The sequence below is a fragment of the Propionigenium maris DSM 9537 genome (assembly GCF_027925155.1).
GTDB lineage: Bacteria > Fusobacteriota > Fusobacteriia > Fusobacteriales > Fusobacteriaceae > Propionigenium > Propionigenium maris.
This window is the reverse complement of the sequence record NZ_BSDY01000002.1, coordinates 1-23555: the sequence shown is the minus strand read 5'-3', so window position 1 is coordinate 23555 and position 23555 is coordinate 1. Positions and strand designations below refer to the sequence as shown.

24 protein-coding genes are annotated in these 23555 nt (G+C 43.1%); 10 read left to right on the top strand and 14 right to left on the bottom strand.

Features of this window, described 5'->3' with window-relative positions:
- Positions 1–139: 139 nt before the first annotated feature.
- The 10 genes from cbiG to cbiB are packed head-to-tail and all read left to right on the top strand — an operon-like array spanning position 140 to position 10322.
- Positions 140–1114, top strand: coding sequence for a cobalt-precorrin 5A hydrolase (gene cbiG, locus QMG11_RS02005; RefSeq protein WP_281833026.1), 975 nt, complete (start codon positions 140–142; stop codon positions 1112–1114).
- A gap of 1 nt (position 1115) precedes the next feature.
- On the top strand, positions 1116–1841 hold the full coding sequence (gene cobJ, locus QMG11_RS02000; protein WP_281833024.1) for a precorrin-3B C(17)-methyltransferase: 726 nt from the start codon (positions 1116–1118) through the stop codon (positions 1839–1841).
- Entirely contained in the window at positions 1838–2608 is a 771-nt protein-coding gene (gene cobK, locus QMG11_RS01995) for a precorrin-6A reductase (RefSeq protein WP_281833022.1), read from the top strand. The genes cobJ and cobK overlap by 4 nt, the downstream gene beginning before the upstream one ends.
- Positions 2609–2642: 34 nt before the next feature.
- On the top strand, positions 2643–3719 hold the full coding sequence (gene cobD / locus QMG11_RS01990) for a threonine-phosphate decarboxylase CobD (protein WP_281833021.1): 1077 nt from the start codon (positions 2643–2645) through the stop codon (positions 3717–3719).
- Positions 3706–4719: a glutamyl-tRNA reductase gene (gene hemA / locus QMG11_RS01985; protein ID WP_281833019.1), complete on the top strand. Its 1014-nt coding sequence runs from the start codon at positions 3706–3708 to the stop codon at positions 4717–4719. Before cobD ends, hemA begins: the two co-directional genes overlap by 14 nt.
- On the top strand, positions 4713–5612 hold the full coding sequence (gene hemC, locus QMG11_RS01980) for a hydroxymethylbilane synthase (protein WP_281833017.1): 900 nt from the start codon (positions 4713–4715) through the stop codon (positions 5610–5612). Before hemA ends, hemC begins: the two co-directional genes overlap by 7 nt.
- Entirely contained in the window at positions 5605–7080 is a 1476-nt protein-coding gene (gene cobA / locus QMG11_RS01975; RefSeq protein ID WP_281833016.1) for a uroporphyrinogen-III C-methyltransferase, read from the top strand. Before hemC ends, cobA begins: the two co-directional genes overlap by 8 nt.
- On the top strand, positions 7070–8050 hold the full coding sequence (gene hemB, locus QMG11_RS01970; protein WP_281833014.1) for a porphobilinogen synthase: 981 nt from the start codon (positions 7070–7072) through the stop codon (positions 8048–8050). The genes cobA and hemB overlap by 11 nt, the downstream gene beginning before the upstream one ends.
- A gap of 24 nt (positions 8051–8074) precedes the next feature.
- Positions 8075–9376: a glutamate-1-semialdehyde 2,1-aminomutase gene (hemL, locus tag QMG11_RS01965; protein ID WP_281833473.1), complete on the top strand. Its 1302-nt coding sequence runs from the start codon at positions 8075–8077 to the stop codon at positions 9374–9376.
- 4 nt (positions 9377–9380) lie between these two features.
- A complete protein-coding gene (gene cbiB / locus QMG11_RS01960) occupies positions 9381–10322 on the top strand; it encodes an adenosylcobinamide-phosphate synthase CbiB (protein WP_281833012.1) in 942 nt (313 codons plus the stop codon).
- A gap of 43 nt (positions 10323–10365) precedes the next feature.
- Here cbiB and QMG11_RS01955 read toward each other — a convergent pair whose 3' ends face one another.
- The 14 genes from QMG11_RS01955 to grdD all read right to left on the bottom strand — a co-directional run.
- Complete coding sequence (locus tag QMG11_RS01955) at positions 10366–11424, bottom strand: acyltransferase family protein (RefSeq protein ID WP_281833009.1); 1059 nt, start codon at positions 11422–11424, stop codon at positions 10366–10368.
- 108 nt (positions 11425–11532) lie between these two features.
- Complete coding sequence (locus tag QMG11_RS01950) at positions 11533–12873, bottom strand: sodium:solute symporter family protein (protein ID WP_281833006.1); 1341 nt, start codon at positions 12871–12873, stop codon at positions 11533–11535.
- Between the two features lie 27 nt (positions 12874–12900).
- Positions 12901–13842 carry an RluA family pseudouridine synthase gene (locus QMG11_RS01945; RefSeq protein WP_281833004.1) on the bottom strand — a complete coding sequence of 314 codons (942 nt, stop codon included), beginning with the start codon at positions 13840–13842 and terminating at the stop codon, positions 12901–12903.
- Positions 13843–14026: 184 nt separating this feature from the next.
- Entirely contained in the window at positions 14027–14692 is a 666-nt protein-coding gene (locus QMG11_RS01940) for a YitT family protein (RefSeq protein WP_281833002.1), read from the bottom strand.
- A gap of 141 nt (positions 14693–14833) precedes the next feature.
- Positions 14834–15511 (bottom strand): hypothetical protein, encoded by a 678-nt coding sequence (locus QMG11_RS01935; protein WP_281833000.1) that lies wholly within the window; start codon positions 15509–15511, stop codon positions 14834–14836.
- The gene (locus QMG11_RS01930; RefSeq protein WP_281832998.1) at positions 15504–16196 is read right to left on the bottom strand and encodes an ABC transporter ATP-binding protein; all 693 of its coding nucleotides are present in this window, start codon (positions 16194–16196) and stop codon (positions 15504–15506) included. The genes QMG11_RS01935 and QMG11_RS01930 overlap by 8 nt, the downstream gene beginning before the upstream one ends.
- Entirely contained in the window at positions 16189–16566 is a 378-nt protein-coding gene (locus QMG11_RS01925; RefSeq protein ID WP_281832996.1) for a GntR family transcriptional regulator, read from the bottom strand. Before QMG11_RS01925 ends, QMG11_RS01930 begins: the two co-directional genes overlap by 8 nt.
- A 154-nt stretch (positions 16567–16720) precedes the next feature.
- Positions 16721–17323: a hypothetical protein gene (locus QMG11_RS01920; protein WP_281832994.1), complete on the bottom strand. Its 603-nt coding sequence runs from the start codon at positions 17321–17323 to the stop codon at positions 16721–16723.
- 164 nt (positions 17324–17487) lie between these two features.
- Positions 17488–18189, bottom strand: a complete 702-nt coding sequence (locus QMG11_RS01915) for an MgtC/SapB family protein (protein ID WP_281832993.1) — start codon at positions 18187–18189, stop codon at positions 17488–17490.
- A gap of 136 nt (positions 18190–18325) precedes the next feature.
- Positions 18326–19612 carry a TRAP transporter large permease gene (locus QMG11_RS01910; protein ID WP_281832992.1) on the bottom strand — a complete coding sequence of 429 codons (1287 nt, stop codon included), beginning with the start codon at positions 19610–19612 and terminating at the stop codon, positions 18326–18328.
- 4 nt (positions 19613–19616) lie between these two features.
- Positions 19617–20126: a TRAP transporter small permease gene (locus QMG11_RS01905; RefSeq protein WP_281832990.1), complete on the bottom strand. Its 510-nt coding sequence runs from the start codon at positions 20124–20126 to the stop codon at positions 19617–19619.
- 105 nt (positions 20127–20231) lie between these two features.
- On the bottom strand, positions 20232–21248 hold the full coding sequence (locus QMG11_RS01900; protein ID WP_281832987.1) for a C4-dicarboxylate TRAP transporter substrate-binding protein: 1017 nt from the start codon (positions 21246–21248) through the stop codon (positions 20232–20234).
- 20 nt (positions 21249–21268) lie between these two features.
- Positions 21269–22348, bottom strand: coding sequence for a glycerophosphodiester phosphodiesterase (gene glpQ / locus QMG11_RS01895; RefSeq protein WP_281832984.1), 1080 nt, complete (start codon positions 22346–22348; stop codon positions 21269–21271).
- A gap of 418 nt (positions 22349–22766) precedes the next feature.
- Positions 22767–23555 (bottom strand): glycine/sarcosine/betaine reductase complex component C subunit alpha (gene grdD, locus QMG11_RS01890; protein WP_281832979.1); only part of this gene is annotated, 789 nt, incomplete at its 5' end.

Here is a 23555-nt window from a genome sequence, read left to right as displayed (position 1 = left end):
CGTTTCTTATGGAGGCTCTGAATGAAACCGGAGAAGAGGACGAAACGAAGTAAAGGATGTTGTGAAGTTTGACGGCTATCTACAGCCGCTATTAAAAAATAAACTTAACTTGGGAAGCTTCTCAGGAAAGGGAGAAATTATGAAGTGGGCTATTATAAGTGTAACTAAAAAGGGTGTAGAGAGGGGTCTGGAGATAGAATCAAAGCTCGGGGCTGATATCTACACCATCCCTAAATTTCACAGGGAGGGAGCCATCTCTATGAAGGATGGTTTCAAAAAGGGAGTAGAAGAGATATTTTATAAATATGATATGCTTCTCTTTATAATGGCCAGTGGAATAGTGGTGAGGAGTATAGCTCCCCTAATCAAGTCTAAGGATGTAGACCCAGGGGTTCTGGTTATGGATGAGGGAGGAAACTTTGTAACCTCCCTTCTCTCAGGGCACCTAGGAGGAGCCAATGAGGGAGCCCAGAGGGTGGCAGAGCTGACAAAAGCAGTTCCTGTGGTATCCACAGCCTCAGATGTATCGGGGAAGATAGCGGTGGACACCATAGCCATGGAGATGGGAGCAAAGCTGGAGAGTCTGGAATCGGCTAAAAGGGTGACAAGCCTCATCGTTGCCGGTGAGAGGGTGGAACTGAAGGTACCTGAAAATATTGGAGGACCCAACCCTGCCGGGGTGGTAGTGGTATCTAACAGGAAAACAGTGGAGATCTCCCAGATAATCCCAGAAAACATAGTGGTGGGAATAGGATGCAGAAGGGATACTCCCTGCAGGGAGATCATGGAAACCCTGAAGGAGGTCTTTGACGGTCTGGACCTTCACATGAAGAGTGTGAGGTTACTTGCCACGGTGGATATCAAGGCGGATGAGAAGGGGCTTCTGGAGCTCTCTGAAATACTGAAAAAAGACCTTGTGATAGTGGCAAGGGATGAGATAGCTAAGATAGAGGAGAGGTTTGAAACCTCTGAGTTTGTAAGAAAGACAATTGGAGTAGGAGCTGTATCAGCACCAGCAGCTGAGATTGCCTCAGGAAGGGCAGGGAGCTTTTTACTGGAGAAGCATAAAAAAAACGGAGTAACAATATCTGTATATCAAGAGGAGACGCGTTAAGATGGGAAAGATATATGTAGTAGGAATGGGACCTGGAAACAAGGAAAATATGACCTTTAGAGCATACAAGGCGATGGAGGACAGTGATATATTAATAGGGCATAAAACTTATATAGGTCTGGTAGAGGATATGTTTTCACATAAGGAGCTAGTGAGATCAGCTATGAAGAAGGAAGTTGCAAGGTGTGAGGAAACCCTGAAACTGGCTCGTGATGGGAAGATAGTATCCTTAATAAGCAGCGGAGATGCTGGGGTATATGGAATGGCCGGTATAATGCTGGAGGTAGCAGCAGGAAGCGGTGTAGAGGTGGAGATCATTCCGGGAGTAACATCTGCCAATGCTTCAGGATCGGTTGTGGGAGCCCCTATCATGCACGACCACGCAACTATAAGTCTGAGCGACCTTCTTACAGACTGGGAGCTTATCAAGAAGAGACTGGACCTTGCTTCAGCTGGAGACTTTGTAATCTCCCTATACAACCCTAAGAGCTTCAGCAGAACCACTCAGATCGTAGAAGCTAGAGAGATAATGATGAAGCACAAGGGAGAGGAGACTCCAGTGGCCATCGTTAGAAATACCGGAAGGGAAGCTCAGGACTATGTACTGACTACTCTTAAGGATATGCTTAATGAAGAGATAAATATGTTTACCACAGTAATAATAGGAAACTCAAAGACCTATGTAACCGACGGGAAGATGATAACTCCTAGGGGTTACAAGCTATGATATGGATTGTGGGAGGTACCAGTACCTCCCGTGATATATCCAACAGCTTAAGGGAAGCAGGGATAAAGCATATAGTTACCGTTGCCACAGAATACGGAAGGAAGCTATATAGCGATATAGAGGTGGTAGTGGGACGTTTTGACCATCTAGAGATGGTGGAGTTTATAGATAAGAGAGGGATAGATCTGGTTATAGATTCAACCCACCCCTATGCTGTAGAGGTAAGCGAAAACTCCATAGAGGCCTGCAGAGAAGCTGGAATTCCCCACATAAGGTTTGAAAGAAGGATGTGTGACTATGGTCAGGGAAGAAGGTTCAAAACCTATGAGGAGGCAGTGGAATACCTTAATAGAGGAGAGGGGAATGTCCTGGTGACCACTGGGAGTAATAACCTCGCTCAGTTTAAGGGTGAGGATCTTTCCAGATATTACTTCAGGATCCTTCCAGTGGTGGTATCTATAGGGAAGGCCATAGATGAGGGGATATCCCCCAAGAATATTCTGGGGCTGCAGGGACCCTTTACCACGGAATTTAACAGAGGAATCCTGAGAAACTACGATATAAGGTATCTCATTACCAAGGAGAGTGGAGCAGAGGGCGGCGAAGCTGAAAAGGTAGAGGCTTGTATGTTAGAGGGTGTGGAGTTAATTATAATAGAGAGGCCAGAGGTGAAGTTTGAAAGGGTTATCTATGAGATAGAGGAACTTTTAAGGGAAGTTTGGCGCCACCTGTCCTTGCCAGGGCAGAAAAAAAGGGATAGAGTTTAGAGAGAGTTTATTTAAATATTTAGGAGGCCAGGTAATGGATTTACACGGAGGAAATATATACAGGATAGCCAGAGAGAGGGGAGTAAAGGATCTGCTGGATTACAGCGCAAATATTAACCCCCTGGGAATATCTGAAAAACTCAAGGAGAGGGTAGCTAACAGCTGGGAGCTCTTTGAAAGATATCCAGACCCACACTATATAGAGCTCAGGGAAACCCTGGGAAAGCACAGTGGTGTAAAGAAGGAGAATATAGTAGTGGGAAATGGAGCTACTGAGGTTATATTTCTCTACTGTAAAACTGTAAATCCAAAGAAAGCGCTAATAGTTATGCCTACCTTTGCTGAATATGAAAGGGCTCTGAATACAGTGGGATGTCAGGTAGATCACTTTAAACTCCTTGAATCGGAGGACTTTAAGATAGATGTGGACAGGCTCAGAGAGGAGCTAAAGAAGGACTACGATCTGCTCATTATGTGTAATCCCAACAATCCCACAGGTAAGTTTATAAAGCTTGAGAGGATGAGGGAGGTAGTGGCAGCAGCCAGGGAGAGCAATACAAAGCTCATGGTTGATGAGGCCTTTATAGAGTTTGTAGAGGGAGACTACACTGAAAGCGTAGCGACCCTGGAAGAGGAGCATGTATTTGTGGTGAGAGCCCTTACAAAGTTCTTTGCCATCCCGGGAGTAAGGCTGGGATTTGGAATATGCAACGATATGGAGCTCCTTGAAAGGATAGAGGCTCACAGGGAGCCGTGGACGGTAAATACCCTGGCAGAGATATCTGCTAAGGTCCTACTAGAGGATGAGGAGTATATAGAGAGGTCCAAGAGGTGGATAGAAAGCGAAAAGGAATATATGTATAGTGGTCTAAGTGAGGGGCACAAGATAAAGCCCTATAAAACTGAGACCAACTTTATCCTAGTGAAGCTCCTGGGAGGTATTACAGCTGGAGAGCTAAGAGACAGGATGATAGATGAGGGAGTGGTGATAAGAGATGCTTCCAACTTTCCATTTTTAGGGGATAAATTTATAAGGTTAGCCGTTAAGGGAAGGGAAACTAACAGTCAGGTTATTGAAAGGATAGTGAGAGTAACGAATGAAGCTAGATAATTTTTATGTGGTGGGAGTTTCTCACAAGACTTTGGAGATAGAGGGAAGAGAGGAATTTTTTAAGGAGGGTCTGGGACAGATAGGAGCAGATCTTTTTGAGGAGGGAAGGCTGAGGGGATATGTAAGCCTTTCAACCTGTCTTAGAGAGGAATTGTATATTCACAAGGACAGTGAATTTGATATAATGAGCTTGCTGGACAAGCTGAGAGACAAGAACTACATCTACATCTACAAGGGGATGGATGCTCTAGATCACCTCTTCAGAGTAGTATGTGGTCTTGAGTCTGTGATCAAGGGAGAGGATCAGATCCTGGCGCAGATAAAGAAGTCCTACAGCTCTTCCGTGGAGAGGAAGTGCTCCTCCACAATTATAAACACTATATTTCACAGGGCTATAGAGCTGGGGAAGAAGTTCAGGTCTAAGAGCAAGATAGCGGAGAATGCCCTTTCTCTGGAGGCTATCTCTGTGAAGTTTATAAGGGAGAGGGTAGGTAGGTTAGAGGATAAAAATATCTTTATTCTGGGAGTGGGAGACCTGTCCCAGGGGATACTGAATATTATCAAGAAGGATACAATTAAGAAGATAACCCTGGCCAACAGGACCAGGGAGAGAGCCCTTGAAGTGGCGGAGAAGTATGGCTGCGGAGAGGTAATAGATTATGAGGAAAGATACACTGGAATAGAGGAAGCAGATGTAGTTGTAAGTATAACATCAGCTCCCCACCCAATAATTGAGAGGAAGGAGCTAGAAAAGCGTGGCATCTGTGGAGACAAGAAACGTTTCTTCCTGGACCTTGCAGTCCCAAGGGATATAGAGGAGGATGTGGCAAGGGATGACCTAGCTGAGCTGCACAATATAGACTCGGTTTGGGAGGTATACAAGGAAAATATGAAGAACAGGGAGAGAGCAGGAAGCGACTATCTCTACCTTATAGAGAAGCAGATACAGGTACTACTAAAATGGTTTAAATACAAAGAGGAGCTGGAAAAGGTATGTTAAAGAAGATCGTAATAGGAACTAGAGCAAGTATCCTGGCACTGGCACAGACAAAGCTTGTGGCGGGAATGATAAGGGAAAGATTTCCCCATATAGAGGTAGAGTGGAAGGAGATAATAACAAAGGGAGATAAGGATCTGAGAACCAACTGGAACAACTCCAATACATCCCTAAAGTCTCTCTTTACCAAGGAGATAGAGAAGGAACTTCTGGACGGAACCATCCACATAGCAGTACACTCTATGAAGGATATGCCGGCAGTATCTCCAGAGGGACTTATCTGCGGTGCTATACCTGAGAGGGAGGACAACAGAGACGTATTAATAACAAGAGACGGCAGGAAGCTGGCGGAGCTTCCAGAGGGAGCGGTTATAGGAACAAGTTCCCTTAGAAGAACTATGTCCATCAAGGAGCTTAGAAGCGACATCACTATAAAGCCCATAAGGGGAAATATCCATACAAGACTTGGGAAGCTCGACAGCGGAGAGTTTGACGGAATCCTTCTGGCTCTTGCAGGACTTAAGAGAACAGGTATGGAGGACAGGGCTACAGAGATCTTTGAGATAGATGATTTTGTTCCTGCACCAGCTCAAGGATCACTTCATATCCAGTGCAGAGAGGACAACACTGAAATAAGAGAGATACTGGATACCCTAAACGATGAGAAGAGTAGATTAGTAGTGGAAGCTGAGAGGGAGTTTTCCAGAATATTTGATGGAGGATGCCATACACCAATGGGATGTGCTGGTAAACTAGTTGGAGATAAGCTGAACCTCAAGGGAATGTACTACTATGAGGGTAAGGTATATAGAGATGAGATAGAGGGAAGTGTAGAAGACAGAATAAAGTTGGCTGGAGAACTGGCTGAGAAGATAAGGGGGCAGTACAATGGCTAGAGTATATATTGTGGGAGCAGGACCTGGAGATATGGAGCTCCTTACCTTAAAAGCAAAAAGGTGTGTAGAGGAAGCAGATGTAATAGTGTATGACAGACTGGTAAACAGCAGAATCCTCTCCCTTGCCAAGGAGGGATGTGAACTTATCTACCTGGGTAAGGGAAATACCGAGGGGGGAGTAATCCAGGATGAGATAAACAGAACCCTTGTGGAGAAGGCTCTTGAAGGTAAGGTTGTAACGAGGCTTAAGGGAGGAGATCCCTTTGTATTCGGAAGAGGGGGAGAGGAGATCCTTGAACTGGTTAAAAACAATATAAAGTTTGAGGAGGTTCCAGGGATAACATCTTCCATCTCGGTGCCTGCCTATGCTGGAATACCAGTTACTCACAGGGGAGTATCCAAGTCCTTCCACGTATTCACAGGACATACGGAGAAAAACGGGAAGTGGCACAACTTTGATGCCATAGCAAAGCTTGAGGGAACACTGATCTTCCTTATGGGTGTAAAAAACCTGGGAAGGATTGCAGGAGACCTATTAGATAACGGAAAGAGAGCAGATACCCCAGTTGCCCTTATAGAGAAGGGAAGTACCTCTAAGCAGAGGATCGTAACTGGTACCCTTGAAAATATCTGTGAGGTGGCTGCAGAGAACAAGGTAGTTCCCCCTGCAATAATCATAATCGGAGATGTTGTAAACCAGAGAAGGGACTTCAAGTGGTTTGAGGACCTGGAGCTTCAGGGAAGAAAGATCATGGTAACAAGGGACAGAAGACAGGCTGGTGCCATGTCTGAGATGATAGACAGAAGGGGAGGAGAGGCTGTTGAGCTTCCCCTAATAGAGATAGAGGACAGGATGAAGGATTACAACTATGAGGAGATAGGGGAATTCACAGGGCTTCTATTTAACTCGGCCAATGGAGTAAGATCCTTCTTTAACAATATAGATGATATCAGAAGACTTGGAAGTGTGAAGATCGGAGCTGTGGGAGTTAAGACCCTGGAGGCTCTTAAGGAGTACAGAATAGGCGTAGATTTTGTACCTGAGAAGTACCTTGTGGATGAGCTTGTAGCTGGCAGCGTTGAGTTTACTCAGGAGGGAGACAGGGTTCTTCTGGTAACTTCAGATATCTCTCCAGTGGATATAGAGAAGTGGAATACCAAGCATGGAAGAAGCTACAGCAAGGTAACAGCTTACTGCACAAGGAAGGTAGTGCACCCTAGAGAGGAAGTAGTATCTAAGCTCAAGGGTGTGGACTATGTAACCTTCCTAAGTTCATCTACTGTAGATGCATATATGGAATCTCTAGGAGGAGACCTTGCAGGGACAGAGGGAGTAAAGTATGCTTCCATAGGACCTGTAACATCGGAAGCTATGAGGAAGTATGGAATAACAGTGGATATAGAGGCGAAAAGATACACTGCTGAGGGAGTGGTAGAGGCAATAAAAGGAGAGGGTTATGCAATTTAACAGACACAGAAGGCTCAGAAGCAGCCACAGTATGAGAAACCTAGTAAAAAATCTATATTTAGAGGCTACAGACTTTGTACTTCCTATATTTATAGAGGAGGGAACGGGAGTCAAGACCGAGATAGAATCAATGCCTGGTCAATACAGGTTCTCTCTAGATATGCTTCAGGATGAGCTAAAGGAGATATGGGAGTCTGGAATAAGAAGTCTTATGCTCTTTGGAATTCCTGCAGAGAAGGATCCAGTTGGGAGCGGTGGATACGCTGAAAACGGGATAATCCAGGAAGGTATAAGATTTATCAAGAGGATCTACCCTGAGATGCTTGTGATAACAGATGTGTGTATGTGTGAGTATACATCTCATGGACACTGTGGAATCCTAGAGGGAGATACGGTAAATAACGATGAAACCCTTGAGTACCTGGCTAAGATAGCTGTGTCCCATGCTGAAGCCGGGGCAGATATGGTAGCACCATCGGATATGATGGACGGCAGAGTATGGAGGATACGTAGAGCACTGGATGAGGCAGGATATATCAACCTTCCAATAATGTCCTACAGTGTAAAGTACTCATCGGCATTTTACGGTCCCTTCAGAGAGGCAGCAGATTCAGCTCCTAGCTTTGGGGACAGAAAGACATATCAGATGGATTTCAGAAGCAGTAAGGAAGCGATTCTAGAGGCTCACGACGACCTTAAGGAGGGGGCAGACATTATAATGGTAAAACCTGCTCTGGCTTACCTGGATGTAATAAAAACCCTGGACGACAGATTTGATGTACCTATCGCTGCTTACAATGTGAGTGGGGAGTATGCTATGATAAAGGCCGGAGCTAAGATGGGATGGATAGATGAGAAGAAGATAGTTACTGAAAAGATGTATGCACTAAAGAGAGCAGGGGCATCTATAATTATTACCTACCATGCTAAGGAACTTGCCCAGTGGATAGCAAGTGGAGAGATAGAATAGATGAACGTAGTTGGAGGAGATGAGATGATACATAATAGATCGCAGGAAGCCTTTGAGAAGGCTCAGAAATTTATACCAGGGGGAGTAAACAGCCCTGTAAGAGCTTTCAGATCGGTGGAGAGAAGTTACCCTATATTTATCAAGAAAGCCAAGGGAAACAGATTATGGGATGAGGATGGAAATGAATATATGGACTACTTAGGTTCTTGGGGACCTATGATCCTTGGACACAACAATGAAAGAGTTCTTGCAGCTGTGAAGGAGTGTTTAGAGGACGGAAGCTCATTTGGACTCCCTACAAGTATGGAGGTAGAGCTTGCAGAACTTATAGTTAACTCTGTTCCATCTATTGAGATGGTGAGGCTGACTACCTCTGGAACTGAAGCAACAATGGCAGCTGTTAGGGTTGCAAGGGCATACACTAAGAAGAATAAGATATTAAAGTTTGAGGGATGTTACCACGGTCACTCGGATTCACTTCTTGTAAAAGCGGGATCTGGACTACTTACAGAGGGATATCAGGACAGTAACGGGATAACTGCAGGAGTAACCTCGGATACTCTTACCCTTCCATTTGGAGATCTGGATAAGGTAAGGGAGCTTGTGGCAGCTGACAAAGAGATAGCTTGTATAATAGTTGAGCCGGTACCTGCAAATATGGGTCTTATGAAGACTGCCAAGGAATATCTACAGGGCTTAAGAGAGATTTGTGACAGCGAAGGGATAGTTCTGATATTTGATGAGGTAATCAGCGGGTTCAGACTGGCCCTAGGAGGAGCTCAGGAGTACTATGGAATAGAGGCGGATATAACTACTCTAGGAAAGATAATCGGAGGGGGATACCCTGTTGGGGCCTTTGGTGGAAAGAGGGAGATAATGGAGATGATAGCTCCCCTTGGAGATGTATACCATGCAGGAACCCTTTCAGGAAACCCTATTTCAGTAAGAGCAGGATATGAAACTCTGACAATGCTAAGAGACAACCCTAGCATCTACACTGAACTTGAGGAGAAGGTAGATTATCTTACAGGTGAGATAGAAAAAGCTGCAGCAGAGGAGGGAGTAGACCTAGTGATCAATAAACTGGGATCCCTATATACAATCTACTTTACCGCTGCAGAGAAGATAGAGAACCTAGAGGATGTAATGGCTACAGATACATCTAAATATATTACATTCTTCAACACTATGCTGGAGGAGGGAATAATAGTTTCTCCTTCTAAGTTTGAGGCACACATCATGTCTATAGCTCATACCAAGGAAGACCTTGAGAGAACCATAGCTGCAGCAAGAAAGGCCTTTAAAGTAATCGCAGAGCAGGGATAGGGGTATGAGTATTGGTGTAAAGATACTTATAGCGTATTGTCTGGACCTTATCCTGGGGGACCCATACAGGATCCCGCACCCAGTGCAGTTTATAGGGAAATTGATCTCCAAGGTTGAAGATTTAATCTACAGATATGAAAATAAAAAGTTCTGGGGGGGAGTACTACTCTTAGTAGTGACGGGAGTTACCTTTGGAGTAACCTCTCTTCTGGGAATGATAGAGGTAGCGGAGATCTACCTCCTCTACACTATATTTGCCACCAGGTGTCTTGCCAATGAGGGGAATAAGGTCTACTCTATCCTCTGTGCTGAGGATATGGAGAGAGCCAGAAGGGAGCTATCCTACCTTGTAAGCCGGGACACTGGAAGTATGGAGGAGAGGGACGTTATCAGAAGTACCCTTGAAACTATCTCAGAAAATACAGTTGACGGAATAATAGCTCCCATGTTTTACATGGTTCTTGGAGCTCTTATCTTTCCAGGGGCTTCCTATGGAGCTCTTGCCTTTGGGATGACCTATAAGGCTATAAACACTCTGGACTCCATGGTGGGGTACAAGAATGACAAGTATATGGATTTCGGGATGGTTTCAGCTAAGGTAGATGATCTGGTTAACCTGATACCTGCAAGGCTTACAGGGATGATACTCTATCCTCTCACAGCTCTTATAATGAGGTATGATTACAGGTCTGCCCTGAGGATCTACTTCAGGGACAGGAAGAACCATGCCAGTCCCAACTCAGCTCACCCAGAAGCAGCAGCAGCAGGAGCTCTGGGGATACAGTTTGGGGGGACAACAAGCTACTTTGGTAAGATATACAACAAGCCCACAATAGGGGATAGATTAAGGGAGTTTCACAGGGAGGATATCAGGAAGAATATCAACCTTATGTATGGAGCATCTCTTATAGCAATGACACTATCTATGGGAATACTAGTAATATAAATGGAAGGCCTAGGCCTTCCATTTTTTGATGGGTCATCTAATTCTAAAGTCCTATTAACCTTCTGCTATATCTTGGAATAGCTTTCTTTACTGCAGCAGCAGTTATCGCTGATACCAGGGAGATGCCCAGTGTAGTTAGAAGGAGAGTAAGGATATTCCCCTTAGGAAGGCCTCCCAGCCTCTCGCCCCAGAGAATTAAGTAGCAGTGAAGGAAGAAGATGGCAAAGCTGTACTTGGCAGTGAAATCCAAAAAGGGGATGCTCCTCTCCTCAAACCTTCTGAGAAAGACCATGAAGAAGAAGCAGAGGAATACCTTCTGAAGGATCATAAAATCTATTCCATTGTAGACAAGAATATCCTTATGAAAGTTTCCCACATAGCCTCCCTCTACAGCCTGAGGGAAGGTAGTTACCCCCTTCAATGGGCTGTAGGAAGCAAACTCTCCCTGAAAGAATGCCAAAAAGACTGCAATAGTTAGAAAGATCCACTCCCTGTTCATAAGCTTTTCATATATCCTCTCCTTATTTATAGACGCCCACATCCCCATAAGGTATACTGGGGCAAAGTAGAGGAATGACTGAAGGACACTTATATTGTAGAGAGGCCTGTGGATAAGAGCTGAGAGGGCAATTCCTACAACTATAAGGGGCTCCTTGTACCTTGAGTTCATGAGCCTCAGAAAGATCGGGGAAGCCAGGAACAGGATCACTGCAAAGGGGATATACCAGTAGGCAGTGAGGTGAAGTCCCGTAAAGGGATAGAAGAGAAGGGCGTCCCAGGCACTTGCTACTCCCAGGGTACGGCTGAACCTCTCATACTTTATAATATCCCAAATGGGGTAGACAGAGAGAAAGAGGTAGGGAAGAACTACATTCTGTAGCTTCTTTACCATAAACTTTCTGTAGTTAAATTTCTTGGAAAATACATGGTGGAACATGAATCCCGAGATAAAGACAAAGAGGGCAGTTCCCCCAGTTAAGAGATTGGCTGTGGTACGTTCAAATGGATTTGAGGGAGCAAAGCCCGCCAGGGTATAGCTGTGCCCTGCCACGATTAAGAGTATGGCGATGCCTCTGAAGTAGTTGATTGAGTTGATAAACAAGGTAGTTCCTCCTAAAGATGTAGTTTATAAAAATTCTACTATACCAGTATGCCTTTTTGAGGTTTTAAGTTACGGTAGATACTTAAGATTGCATTAAAAAAAACCTGCCTAGGCAGGTTTTTTGAATTTAAAGCTTCCCCTCTTTACTATAGGGATGGAGAGGATAGCTGAGTTTAATATAAATGCAAGGATAATATAGTAGTTTGCATTACCTCCTCCAAGAAGCTTTCCATAGAGGGCAGTAGCTCCTCCCACTACAATGGCTGCAATCACATAGGATTTATGAGCCCTGTATCCAAAGATTCCCAGAAGACATGGGATTATAAAGGCTCCAGAGTAGATAGCCAGCGCCAGGAAGAAGGAAGCCAGGATAAACTGAAGCTTTAAAGCGATTAGTATGGACAGTAGTCCAAAGATCACTATGAAGACCCTGGTAACAGTAATGGCTTTTCTTTCCTTAAGATCCCCTGTAAATATCTGGGTAAATGTAGAAGCCGCCGTAAGAAGGGTTGTGTCTGCTGATGAGATAACAGCAGAGAGCAGCCCGAAGTAGAGAACCACTGTAAGGGGTCTCGGAAGCACATCTGTGGCTAGGTGCATGAGGGCAGACTTCTCACCGATATTGAGATCTGGGAAGATATTTGCTGCATACACCCCCAGAGCAGCCAGGATAAATGCCAAGGGAAGGAGAACTCCTATTGAAAGAAGTATGGATCTCTTGGCAGTTTCCTCATTCCTTGCACAAAATACCCTGGAATATATATCCGGCCCCACAAAAAACGTAGTGGAGTAGGTAAGGACCATTATAATCAGATCACCATATCCAAAGCTATCATTGATTATGGGAGCAGAGGACGTAATCTCAAAGTTAGCAGAGGTATAGAAGAAACAGGCAACTACCCCCAGGAGAATAAGGATAAACTGAAGAAAGTCGGTCTTTAAGATGGAGAGCTGTCCCCCTAGTGCTGTGTAGGCTATAAAGACCAGCCCACTGATCCAGATTCCATGGGTATATGAAAGTCCCGTATAAACTCCTATTATCTTTGAAGCTCCCATGATCTGGGAAGCAACGATACCAGTCCAGGCGATGGGGATGATAACCGAGGCAAGGATCTTGACCTCTTTTCCATAGAAGGTCTCCATAAGTCCTGGAAGGTTGTATCCCTTAAATCTCTTCAGGTGTCCCACAAGGGGGTAGAGGATAGTCAGCCCAAGGGATGCACAGAGCATAAACCAGGCTCCAGCCCACCCATTACCAAAGGCAAAGTTAACGCTTCCCAGGATAGCCGAGCTTCCCAGAATAGTGGCAAGAAGACTACCGGTTACCTCTAGAGTCCCAGCCTTTCTTCCTGCAACAAAGAAGTCCTCGCTCCCTCTAATCCTTCTAAAGGAGACTATTCCCACTATAAGTATTCCCACTATATATAGATTAAGAATCATATTCTGCATAGTATTCACCTCTAATTCCTAGTTATCTTATCTTCCATACTTGAAAAGATCTGTAAACTTCTTTGGAATCCTTGTCTCAAAACGAAGGATCTCATTTGTAATAGGGTGCTTGAACGCCAGTACCTGTGCATGAAGTCCCAGACGTCTCAGTGGGTTTGTAGAAGCTCCATACTTCTTGTCTCCAACTATAGGGTGTCCCAGTTCCTTCATGTGGATACGGATCTGGTTTTTTCTACCAGTGGCGATCTTTACCTCAGCCAGGGAGTATCCCTTGCTTCTCTTAAGTACATTGTAGTGGGTAACAGCCTTCTTACCGCCGTTATCTGTCTTGCTTGAGTATGTAACAAAGGCAGAGTTTTCCTTAAGCCATGAGATCATAGTGTCGCTGTCCTTCTTGATTCTTCCCTCTACAAGGGCAACATATGTTCTCTCCTGAACCTGTTTCTTCCAGTTTGACTGCATAATCTGCTGAGCTTCTGGAGTCTTGGCAAACATCATAATACCAGATGTATCCCTGTCCAGTCTGTGGACGATGAAGATCTTGTTCTCTGGATCGCTTACCTTAACATGTTCCTTCAGGATATTGTAGGCTGTTCTCTCCTGCTGCTTATCTGTTCCCATGGAAAGAAGACCTGTATCCTTTGAGATAATAATAAGGTGGTCATCCTCAAATAGGATCTCCACTCCCTTTGTATTGGATGTAGAGGTACGTACTTTAGCCCACTGAACCTCTACTACATCTCCCTCTGCAAGGAGATGGTTGTACTGACTTATAGTTTTATTTCCAACCCTTACCTGACGGTGGACAAGAAGGGATTTTATATTGTTTCTGCTCTTTCCTGGAAGTTTTTCCATAAGAAAGTTCATAAGCTCTGCAGCTTCAGTTACCTTTAGAGTCGTAACTCTGCTCTGGTTTCCCTTACCGCCTTTATTTAACTTCTTTCTATTGGTTTTTTTATTGTTTTTCATCTTATCCTCCTTAAAAAGCCCTGGGGCTTCACTAACTTAAATATTAAAGATACTTCTCAAATAGTACCAAAATTAATTATATCATATATTAGACAAATTAACCATTAAATATAGGGTAAATAAAAGGAAAGCTCCCATGGCAAAGTGAGAGCTTTCCTATAAAATCAAAAACATAAAATGAGAACTAAGCTTTTTTACCTACCCTTGTGAGAAGGATAAAAAACCTCTCAGGATAGTAGTGTTCCTTCATATACTCCTCTATGATATTTATCATCTTCCCAGTGATATAGAGGCAGATATATGCATAGAGCATAACCTCTATTCCAAAGGTGATAGCTGAGCTCAAGATGATGAGAAGATCCACTATTATTAACGATGTCCCCAGGGGAATATTGAAGTACTTGTTGAAGATCTGAGCTGTAATATCAGTACCTCCAGTGTTGCTTCCAAGGCTCATCACAAGCCCCATACCTATTCCCCCTATAACTCCTCCATAAACTGTGGAGATCAAGAGATTTCTGGCAGCTATCTCCTGAAGTGGAACTATCCACGGAGAAAGCTCCAAGAAGTGGCAGTATACTGAAAGCATTATAATTCCATAGATACCCTTAACTCCATATTCCTTTCCGAAGATCTTTACTCCGGCAATAAATAGGGGAATATTTATAATAAGCATCATAGTACCTATAGGTATCTTAAAGAGATACCAAGTGATGGTAGCTATTCCAGAAACTCCGCCGGCAGCCAGTTTACCAGGAACCAAAAATCCGATAACTGAAAGAGCGGTGAGGATTAATCCTAGGTTAATAAGTAAAAAATCAATAAAAAATGTAGAAACTCTTTTTTTCATGGTAGATCCCTCCTCTACGAAATAAGAATAGTGACCTGGTCACAAGAGAGATAATACCATATATGGGGGAAAAGAGATAATTCTTCTTATTCATCCAACAGCCCTCAATTATGCATTACATTCATCACCGCGATTAATTTTTTAAAAATCCATCTTATTATCTATGAGCCAACCAGTAAAGAAGGTGAGGACAACAAAGATAATGTAGAAGGACATCCCCGTGTAGAGGTCACTGAACTCATAGGAAGCTGACCTTGGTAGGTAGGCAAACTTTCCCATGAAGCTTGTGAGGGATGTAAAGGTGAGGAAGGTGATGAGACCTCCAAACTTAATCCCGTTGAAGATAGTCCTTACCACGGTGATAGAGGCAAAGATAGCCGAGATGATATACAGGAGCCATCCCAGGGCATAGAAGATAGGCACCGGCCCCAGGTTGTAGCTAAAGGTCCCTGTACCATCTGTAAATCCTCCAAGAAGAACTACATTAACTGCCAGAAGTATCCCCAGAAGAGCAGTTATCCCCAGTCCCTCAAGTATTGCAGCCAGGGACTTAGCCAGGGTGATCTTAAAGCCGCTGTTGGGAGTCATATAGATCATATATCCCTCCTTGCTCTTGAGGTCTCTGCTGTAAAAAGTGATAACTCCTATAATATGGGCTATAAACAGTGCCAGAGCCAGAAGAAAGAGGTAACCTACATATGAAAAGGATCCCCTAGTGGTATTCACAAGGAGAAATACCTCCATGGCTGTTGCTATTCCCAGGATAAGCATAATAGCTTTCTTCTTCTTCAATATTTCATACTTAATAATGTTAATCATTGTATACCTCCCAGTACAGATCTTCCAGGGAGGTATTTCTCTCCTCCCTTAATGCTTCCAGGGAATCCTCCAGTACAAGGAGCCCTTTCTTTAAAAATATAACCCTGTCCAGGATAAGCTCGATATCCCCCAGCATGTGGCTGGAGATTATGATGGCCTTCTCCTCGGACATACTTCCTATAATAGTTTCAGTTATCTTCTTCTTGGAAATGATATCTATCCCGTTTAGAGGCTCATCCAGCATATAGAGGGAACACTCCCTGGCCAGACAAAGAACCAGCTTAAGTCTCATCCTCATACCTGTAGATAGACCAGAGACACTGTCCTTAAGATCTATCTGCATATACTCAAGAAGTTCATTGGCTCTTTCAGAGTTGAAATCAGGATACATATCCAGATAAAACTTCACTACCTCCTCTACTCTCATATATGGATAGAAGTAATCCTCAGTAGGCATGTAGGAAACTATATTTCTTATGTCCACTCCTCTTCTTCCGTCGGCTTTGATACTTCCCCTTCCCTTTACCATACCGTAGATACTCTTCATAAGGGTGGATTTACCACTTCCATTGGGACCTATAAGTCCATAGATGTTTCCCCTGGTAAGGGTAAGGTTTATATCTGAAAGGGCCTTCTTCTTAAAAAACCCCTTGGTAAAATTTGTTACTTCTAAAATACTATTCATCCTCTGCCTCCTTTGTTTCCAGCATCTCTTTTTTTAAAATCTTCATTATCTCATCATTGGTCATCCTCATCTCATACATCTCCTGAAGAAAACCCTCGACAGCTGTCTTTGCCAGCTCCTCCTTTATTCCACTGAGCCTCTTCAGGTCATCGGTAACAAAGGTTCCCCTGCCTCTGAGGGTGAAGGTGAGTCCTTCGCTCTCAAGCTCCCTGTAAACCCTTGCTGCTGTATTGGGGTTTATGGACAGCTCCAGAGCCAGCTCCCTTGTAGAGGGAAGTTTCCCCCCGGGGGAGATGATCTTATTTACTATATCCTTCTTTATCTTATTGCATACCTGAAGGTAGATAGGTATGTCTCCTCTAAACTCCATGTGTACCTCCTAACTAGTGCTATAGTTAGATAGTACACTAAGACTATGGAAAAAGCAAATTTATTTTCTTTAAAATAAAAAAGGTGAGGGGAAACTCCCCGCCACCTCTATCTACCTAGTTTTTTACTTTGATACTTTCTCTGGCAGATCTGTCCTACCTAATCTTCTCTATAGTCTTTGAAACTGCTATTGCAGCCACTCCCTCAAGGCCTTCCTCTATCTTGGAGGAGTCTTCTATATACTCATCCACAGAATAGGACGCAGTCCCCCTGCTGAAAGTGGTTATATTCTCAACATCCTTAAAGAGGACCTCTTCATCTTCATCGGTGATCTTTGTTTCCAAGACCATTATAGGGTGCAGTTTCTTAGAGAGTCCGTGCTTCTGTCCAAAGCCATACAACCTCACTGTAAATTTCATCTCCAGTTCTGCATCCTCTTTAACTTTTATCTTAGCTTTATCAAGTTCCCCTAGGGCAGCCCTTAGAACGATCCCTTGGATATCTACATTGTTATCGATCATGGTTTTAGAGAACTGTTCCTCCTTATCCTCCATACCATTAGCCACTATATCCCCTAAAAGACTTCCGATTCCCCCTCTAACGCTGCTCTGCATATCGCTGTAGAACATATCATCCAGGACAATAACTTCTTCAGATATCCTTAAGGACAGCTCAGATCTATCCTCCAATCTCATCTTATTGGATGAGCATCCAGCCAGGGTCACAAACACAATAAAGGCTATAAAAAATTTCTTCATACTTTATCTCCCTACTTTTTTTATCTGTCATTATACCATAAAATCAACGGAAAGTTAGTAGTATATAGTAAAGAACTCTCACTCAGTCTACCACTAGGAAGTTTTGCAGAAGCCTGCTGCTTAAACAGTAAAAAGGAGCTCCGGATATTCCGGAACCCCTTTAATTATCCCTCTAAGATATTTACCCTTAACACTCCCTCCACACTGGAGATAGTCTCAACCAGATCGCTGAGCTCCTTGTACTTTGGAAGAGAGAGGATATAGTTTCTCTTTATCTCATTTTGCCCGTTGACACTCTTTTCAAAAACTATCCTCTTGGAGATAATCTTAATATTTTTATACTGGAAGAGCTCCTTTATGAGGGAGTCCACCTCCTCACAGTGCAGCTGGCTTATGGATATCTTCTTCTTGGTCCTCTTCTCTAGGAAGGACACCTCTATGGTCCTTACTATAAAGAGGCATAGGATAACCATAAAGGTTGCTGCTATGGCAAAGCGGTAGTAGCCAGAACCTATGGAGATTCCCAGTACAGCTGCCAGCCAAAGGGTTGCAGCTGTGGTAAGTCCCTTTACCTTATCCTGTCCCCTCATGATAACTCCGGCTCCCAGGAAACCAAGTCCTGAAACTACTGGAGCAATGAGTCTTGTAGGGTCGGATTTCACCACTCCTCCAGCTGCATCAGCAAGGCTGATTGCACTGTAGTATATCTGCTGCTGGGTAATGGCCACTATGGCAGCTCCTCCGCATACAAGGAGGTTGGTGCTCATTCCAGCCGGCTTTCCCTTGGACTTTCTTTCATACCCAATAAAGCCTCCTACCATACACGCTACAAATACTCTGAATACAAGTTCCTTTAAATCTAACATATATCACCCCAATCGGTTTACGCCTAGTTATTCTTTAAAACATCATATAAACTCCTAACAGAATCTATTATATAACTTGGTTTAATCTCGCTTGTGTTGAGGTCTTCCCTCTTAGCATCTCCATGAGAACACTCTCCTAGCCCAGCAGGTTCGGCACAAACATCGCCAGTGGTGCTGAATAGGTAAGGAGGATCAGTACCAGTAGAAGAGCCATTATAAATGGGATGATCTCCTTAACAAAGTCATCCAGTTTGACCCCTACAATGGTACATGTGGTAAACATCATAGATCCAAATGGAGGAGTTATTCCACCTATCATAATATTAACGATGAGGATAACCCCAAAGTGGATAGGGTCCACTCCCATACTTGTTACTGCTGGTACAAGTAGAGGTGCCAGGATAATCAGTGCAGCTCCTCCCTCGATAAACATTCCGATGAATAGCAGCAGCAGGTTTATAATTATCAGAAGAATAAACTTACTGTCTGTAAAATCCATTAAAAATGCTGTAATAGTCTGTGGAATTCTCTCTAGAGTCAGGTAGTATCCAAATACCTTGGCTCCAGTTATAAGGAACATAACAGACCCAGTACCATATACTGTATCCCTTAGAATAATTGGAATATGCTTCCACTCCAGCTTCTTGTACACAAATACTCCGATGATTATACAGAAGAATACAGCAATTCCTCCAGCTTCAGTAGGAGTAAATAGTCCGAAACGCATTCCCAGGATGATTCCAAAGGGAATAAACAGTGCCCAGATGGAATCTATAAACTGACGAGCTATCTCCTTAGGCCTTGCTATCCCACTTCTCGATGGCTTATAACCTCTCTTCTTGGAGATAACATGAACTGTGATCATAAGAGCCAGTGTCATAAGTACCCCAGGTGTATATCCAGCCATGAACATCTTGGAAACTGAAACATTGGCTATAAGAGCATAGATAATAAGGTTTGTACCAGGTGGTATTACTGGGCTGACAGAGGATGAAGCTGCAGTAACAGCTGCTGAAAATGGAGCACTAAATCCTCTCTTTTTCATCTCTGGTACCAGTATCTTAGATTGCATTGCAGCATCTGCATTGGCTGATCCTGAGATACCACCCATCATCATACTTAAAACTACATTTACCTGAGCCAGTCCTCCGGCCATGTGCCCGGCAAGTACCTCAGCCATAGCCATCAAGCTGTTACTGATTCCAGAGTAGTTCATTACAGATCCTACCATTATAAAGAATGGTACAGCCAGATACGGAAATGATTCAATTGAAGTAACGAATCTTTGCATTATCATGTTCATAGACATAATATTATCCACAAAGATAAAATAATACATCGATGCACCCATTAATGCAAAGGCTATTGGTATATTAAGGAAAAACAATGTAAATAAAATTATTATCGGATAAAAACCTTCCACTTTTCTACTCCACTCCTCTCTCTTGTTCGATTATAGTCTGTCCCTGACCTCTATGCTCATCTATAAATAGCTTTATATCCTCAATTAAAAACATCAGAGAATAAAATGTCATCAGTCCGAAGGAAAATACTATGGATGAGTTGATATATACATAGGATATCTCCAGTGCTGAGGTGATCTTATCCGATCCAGCTGTATAGTTGTAGCTTAGATAAAAGAGAGTTGCATTTAAAGTTAATAACAGTGTATAGACTATCAGCTCTAAAATTCTTTTTCCCTTAAATGGCAGTACCTGAGTTAAAACCTCTACCCCTATAAGGGCTTTGTCCTTATATGCTGCTGTAGCCCCTAGGAATACAGTCCATATAAAACATCCCACCGATACTTCTTCGATCCACGGAAACTGGATTCCGAAGAGATATCTTAAAAACACATTTGTTATTACAGATATTACTGTAACGCTTATTGTAACACTCCCTAGAATTACTTCTATATTTCTAAAGAACTTTTTCATACTCCACCCCATATTCAATTATCTGCAATTCATAAAGGATAATCGTGAGTAGCAGACGGGAGTTACCATCTAGCTAATCACGACTATCAAATTACATCTATATTTTTATTTTGATCTAATTACTTCTAGCTCACTCATGATCTCATCGTAGATTCCAGGAGTCCACTTAGGGAACTTAGAGAATACTTTAGAAGTTTCCTTGTTAAATGCTGCTAAGTCTACCTCGTTAAACTTAACTCCAAGCTCTTCTAGCTTAACCTTGTACTCCTTCTCTAACTCAACAGTAACATCGTTGTTGTACTTAGCTCCTGCATCAAACTCCTCTTGGATGATAGTTCTCTGCTCCTCAGTAAGCCCCTCCCAAACCTGCTTAGAGATAGATACTGCTGATACTCCAAGAAGGTGGTTAGTAAGGGAAACTTGCTTTCTTACCTCGTAGATCTTAGTTCCGTAGATAGTCATTAGAGATCCCTCAAGTCCGTCAACTACTCCCTGCTGGATTCCGCTGTATACCTCTGTAAATGGTAGTGGAGTAGGGTTAGCTCCCATAGCTTCTAGTGTGTACATGTAAAGTTGGCTAGTTGGCACTCTTACCTTAACTCCGTTAAGATCCTCAGGTACCTTTACTTCCTTATCTGTAAGCATGCTTCTGAATCCAAATAGGTAGTCTAGTGACAGTACCTTGATCTGTTTCTTTTCAGCTTCAGCCTTTAACTTCTTAACTAGATCCGACTGAGTCATTGCAAGATACTCATCGAAGTTTTTGTATAACATAGGTCCGTTTATAGCGTTGAAGTCAGGTACATAGTCTCCAATGAAGTTAAGTCCGTCAACAGATATCCAGTTTGCTCCGCTAACTACCTGCTCCATACTGTCCTTACCAATTGGAAGCTGTCCTCCAGGGTATACCTGAATCTCAATATTTCCATTGGATCTTTCAAGGATCTTCTCTGCTACTCTCTTAAGAGATTTTGCAGTTTGCTCATCCTCTACAAACTTAGTACTAAGCTTGATAACAACCTTTTCCTCTCCCTTTGTTGCTCCCTCTTCCTTCTTACCGCAGCTGGCAAATAGCATGATTGCAGCTAACATAAGTGTTAACATCTTAAAGATCTTTTTCATTTCATTCCTCCCATTGTTTTTTATCTATTTTCTATAAATTTAACAGCACGATCAGGGAAATCGGTAAAGACACCGTCTACTCCCGCTTTATTGTAGAAGATATCTAGCATATCCTCGAAGTCAGAGGCATAGGCAGGGATCCTTCCGTTATCCAGTCTGAATGTATATGGATGAACCTCCATATTGGCTTGGTGAGCTTCACTTACCATATCTGTAACAATTATATTGTCCTTAGTGGACTCGTTACTCACAACCATAGGCTTCCATGGACCTATTCCGTCTGCATACTCAGAGATTCTCTTCATAGCTCCCTCTTCAAACATCCAGTCATAATCATATGGCTTTGCTGTTCCATTCTCATATACCATAGTTTCATTCCAGCTAGTCTCTGCAATAAGCTGAACCAGTCTTATATCCATCCCCATCTCTGGCATAAGCTCATTCTTAACTCTCTCCAGTTCATTTGGATCGAAGCACTGGAAGTAAACTAGGTCTGTTTTTTCAGTATATCCATACTTCTTAAGAACCTTTAATACAGCTACACTGATATCCTTTCCTTCGTTTCTGTGGAACCATGGTGCTTTAACCTCTGGATAGATTCCGATATTTTTACCTGTACTCTTATTTAGCCCCTGGATCAGCTCGATCTCTTCAGCCAGGGTATGTACCCTGAAGTCGGACTTCCAGATAGGGAACCTGTCTGGGAACCCTGCCACAGTCTTACCATCTTGGATATTGAATCCCTCTGTCATTCTAAGACCCTTTATCTCCTCTAAAGTAAAGTCGATGGCATAGTATCTTCCGTCCTCTCTCTTTCTCTCAGGATAGACCTCAGCCACATTTGTTACCCTGTCCAGGTAGTGGTCGTGGAGTACCACCAGCTCATCGTCCTTGGTCATAACCACATCCTGCTCAATATAGTCTGCATTCATAGCATAAGCCATGGATTTAGCAGCCATACTGTGCTCAGGCAGGTATCCGCTGGACCCCCTGTGGGCAACTACGATCTTCCTCTGAGCTTCTGTCTCCTCCTTGGTAACAGTATTTGCACTACATCCAATGAGTGCTCCAAGGAGCAACACACCTAAAACCTTTTTCATAAATCTCCTCCCCTTGCTATATTAGTTTTGTATCTTTCCTTACATATAACAACAAGCGGCATCAAACCTATTCCAGGACCTCTTTAGCTCCTTGAAGTTACCTCTGGTTTTAGTCGGTGCTTTAGCTCTTGTGCTCCTCCTGTCAAAAAAAAAGAGAACGCACTTAACCCAGGGGTTATAGTTCGTGCAGCTTCTCCAAGTCTTTAGCTTTTATTATTAAATTTAACTACTTTAATACCAAGTTTTCATAAGTGATCAGTTCCTAAAAAGAAATGCATAGTAAAGTTTAGCCCCACTTTTGCTCATTGTCAATTGAAATGTAAAAAAATGTTAAAATTATGTAAAAAAATGTTAAAAAAGTCTGAGAAAGGTACGAAGAGTTTAAAAACAGGAGCTGCCGTGGCAGCTCCTAAAGTTTTTAGCAAGAAACCTTTTCCTGAGCCATGAACTCTGCTTCTACAAGTATTGCAGTGGCCTTCTCCAGGTTCTTCTCATTTACAAGAACGATAGGTCCTGTACAACCCATTCCAGACTCAGCGTAGATACTGCTTCTCATCAGTCTCTCCACTGCATCGTCAAGGTCCATAATATCTATTCCAGAAAGCTGTCCAGTTACTACTTCCTTAGCTGGTGCTACAAAGTCATCTGCAGCTGCCTTTGGCGCTTCCTTCTTGAATCCCTTACAGATCTCATCAAACTTTGCTGCCTTTACTGCTGCAAATTCTCTCTTAGCAACTTCCTTGAAGTTCCCCTTAGCAAGCTGTGCTGCATACTGAAGTGCGTTAGCTACTACAGGTACTCCAGAAGCTCTTGATAGGATAAGGATCTGTCTTTCATAGTCAAAACCTATTCCAGGTCCGTATCCGTATCCTGCTGCCTCGTAAGATCCACCAGTTGAGTAAGATGAGAACATCTTCATGAGGATGTTTCCAGTTAGTGAATCAGTTACCATTACGTCGATACTTCCCATTAGAAGGTCGTTTCCTCTCATGATAGATCCACCGTCTGCTCTTCCAGACTCTCCGAAGTTTACAGGGTATCCATTCTCATCTAGCTTCTTAAGAGCTCTCTCTACTCCTCTTGCGTTATCTACATTTAGTATTCCCACTGTAGGCATCTCGATTCCGCATGATTTTGCAGCGATGATTCCATAGATTGTGTTCTTGAACATAGCCTCAGTTCTCTCTGTAGATGAAGTTCCAGTAGT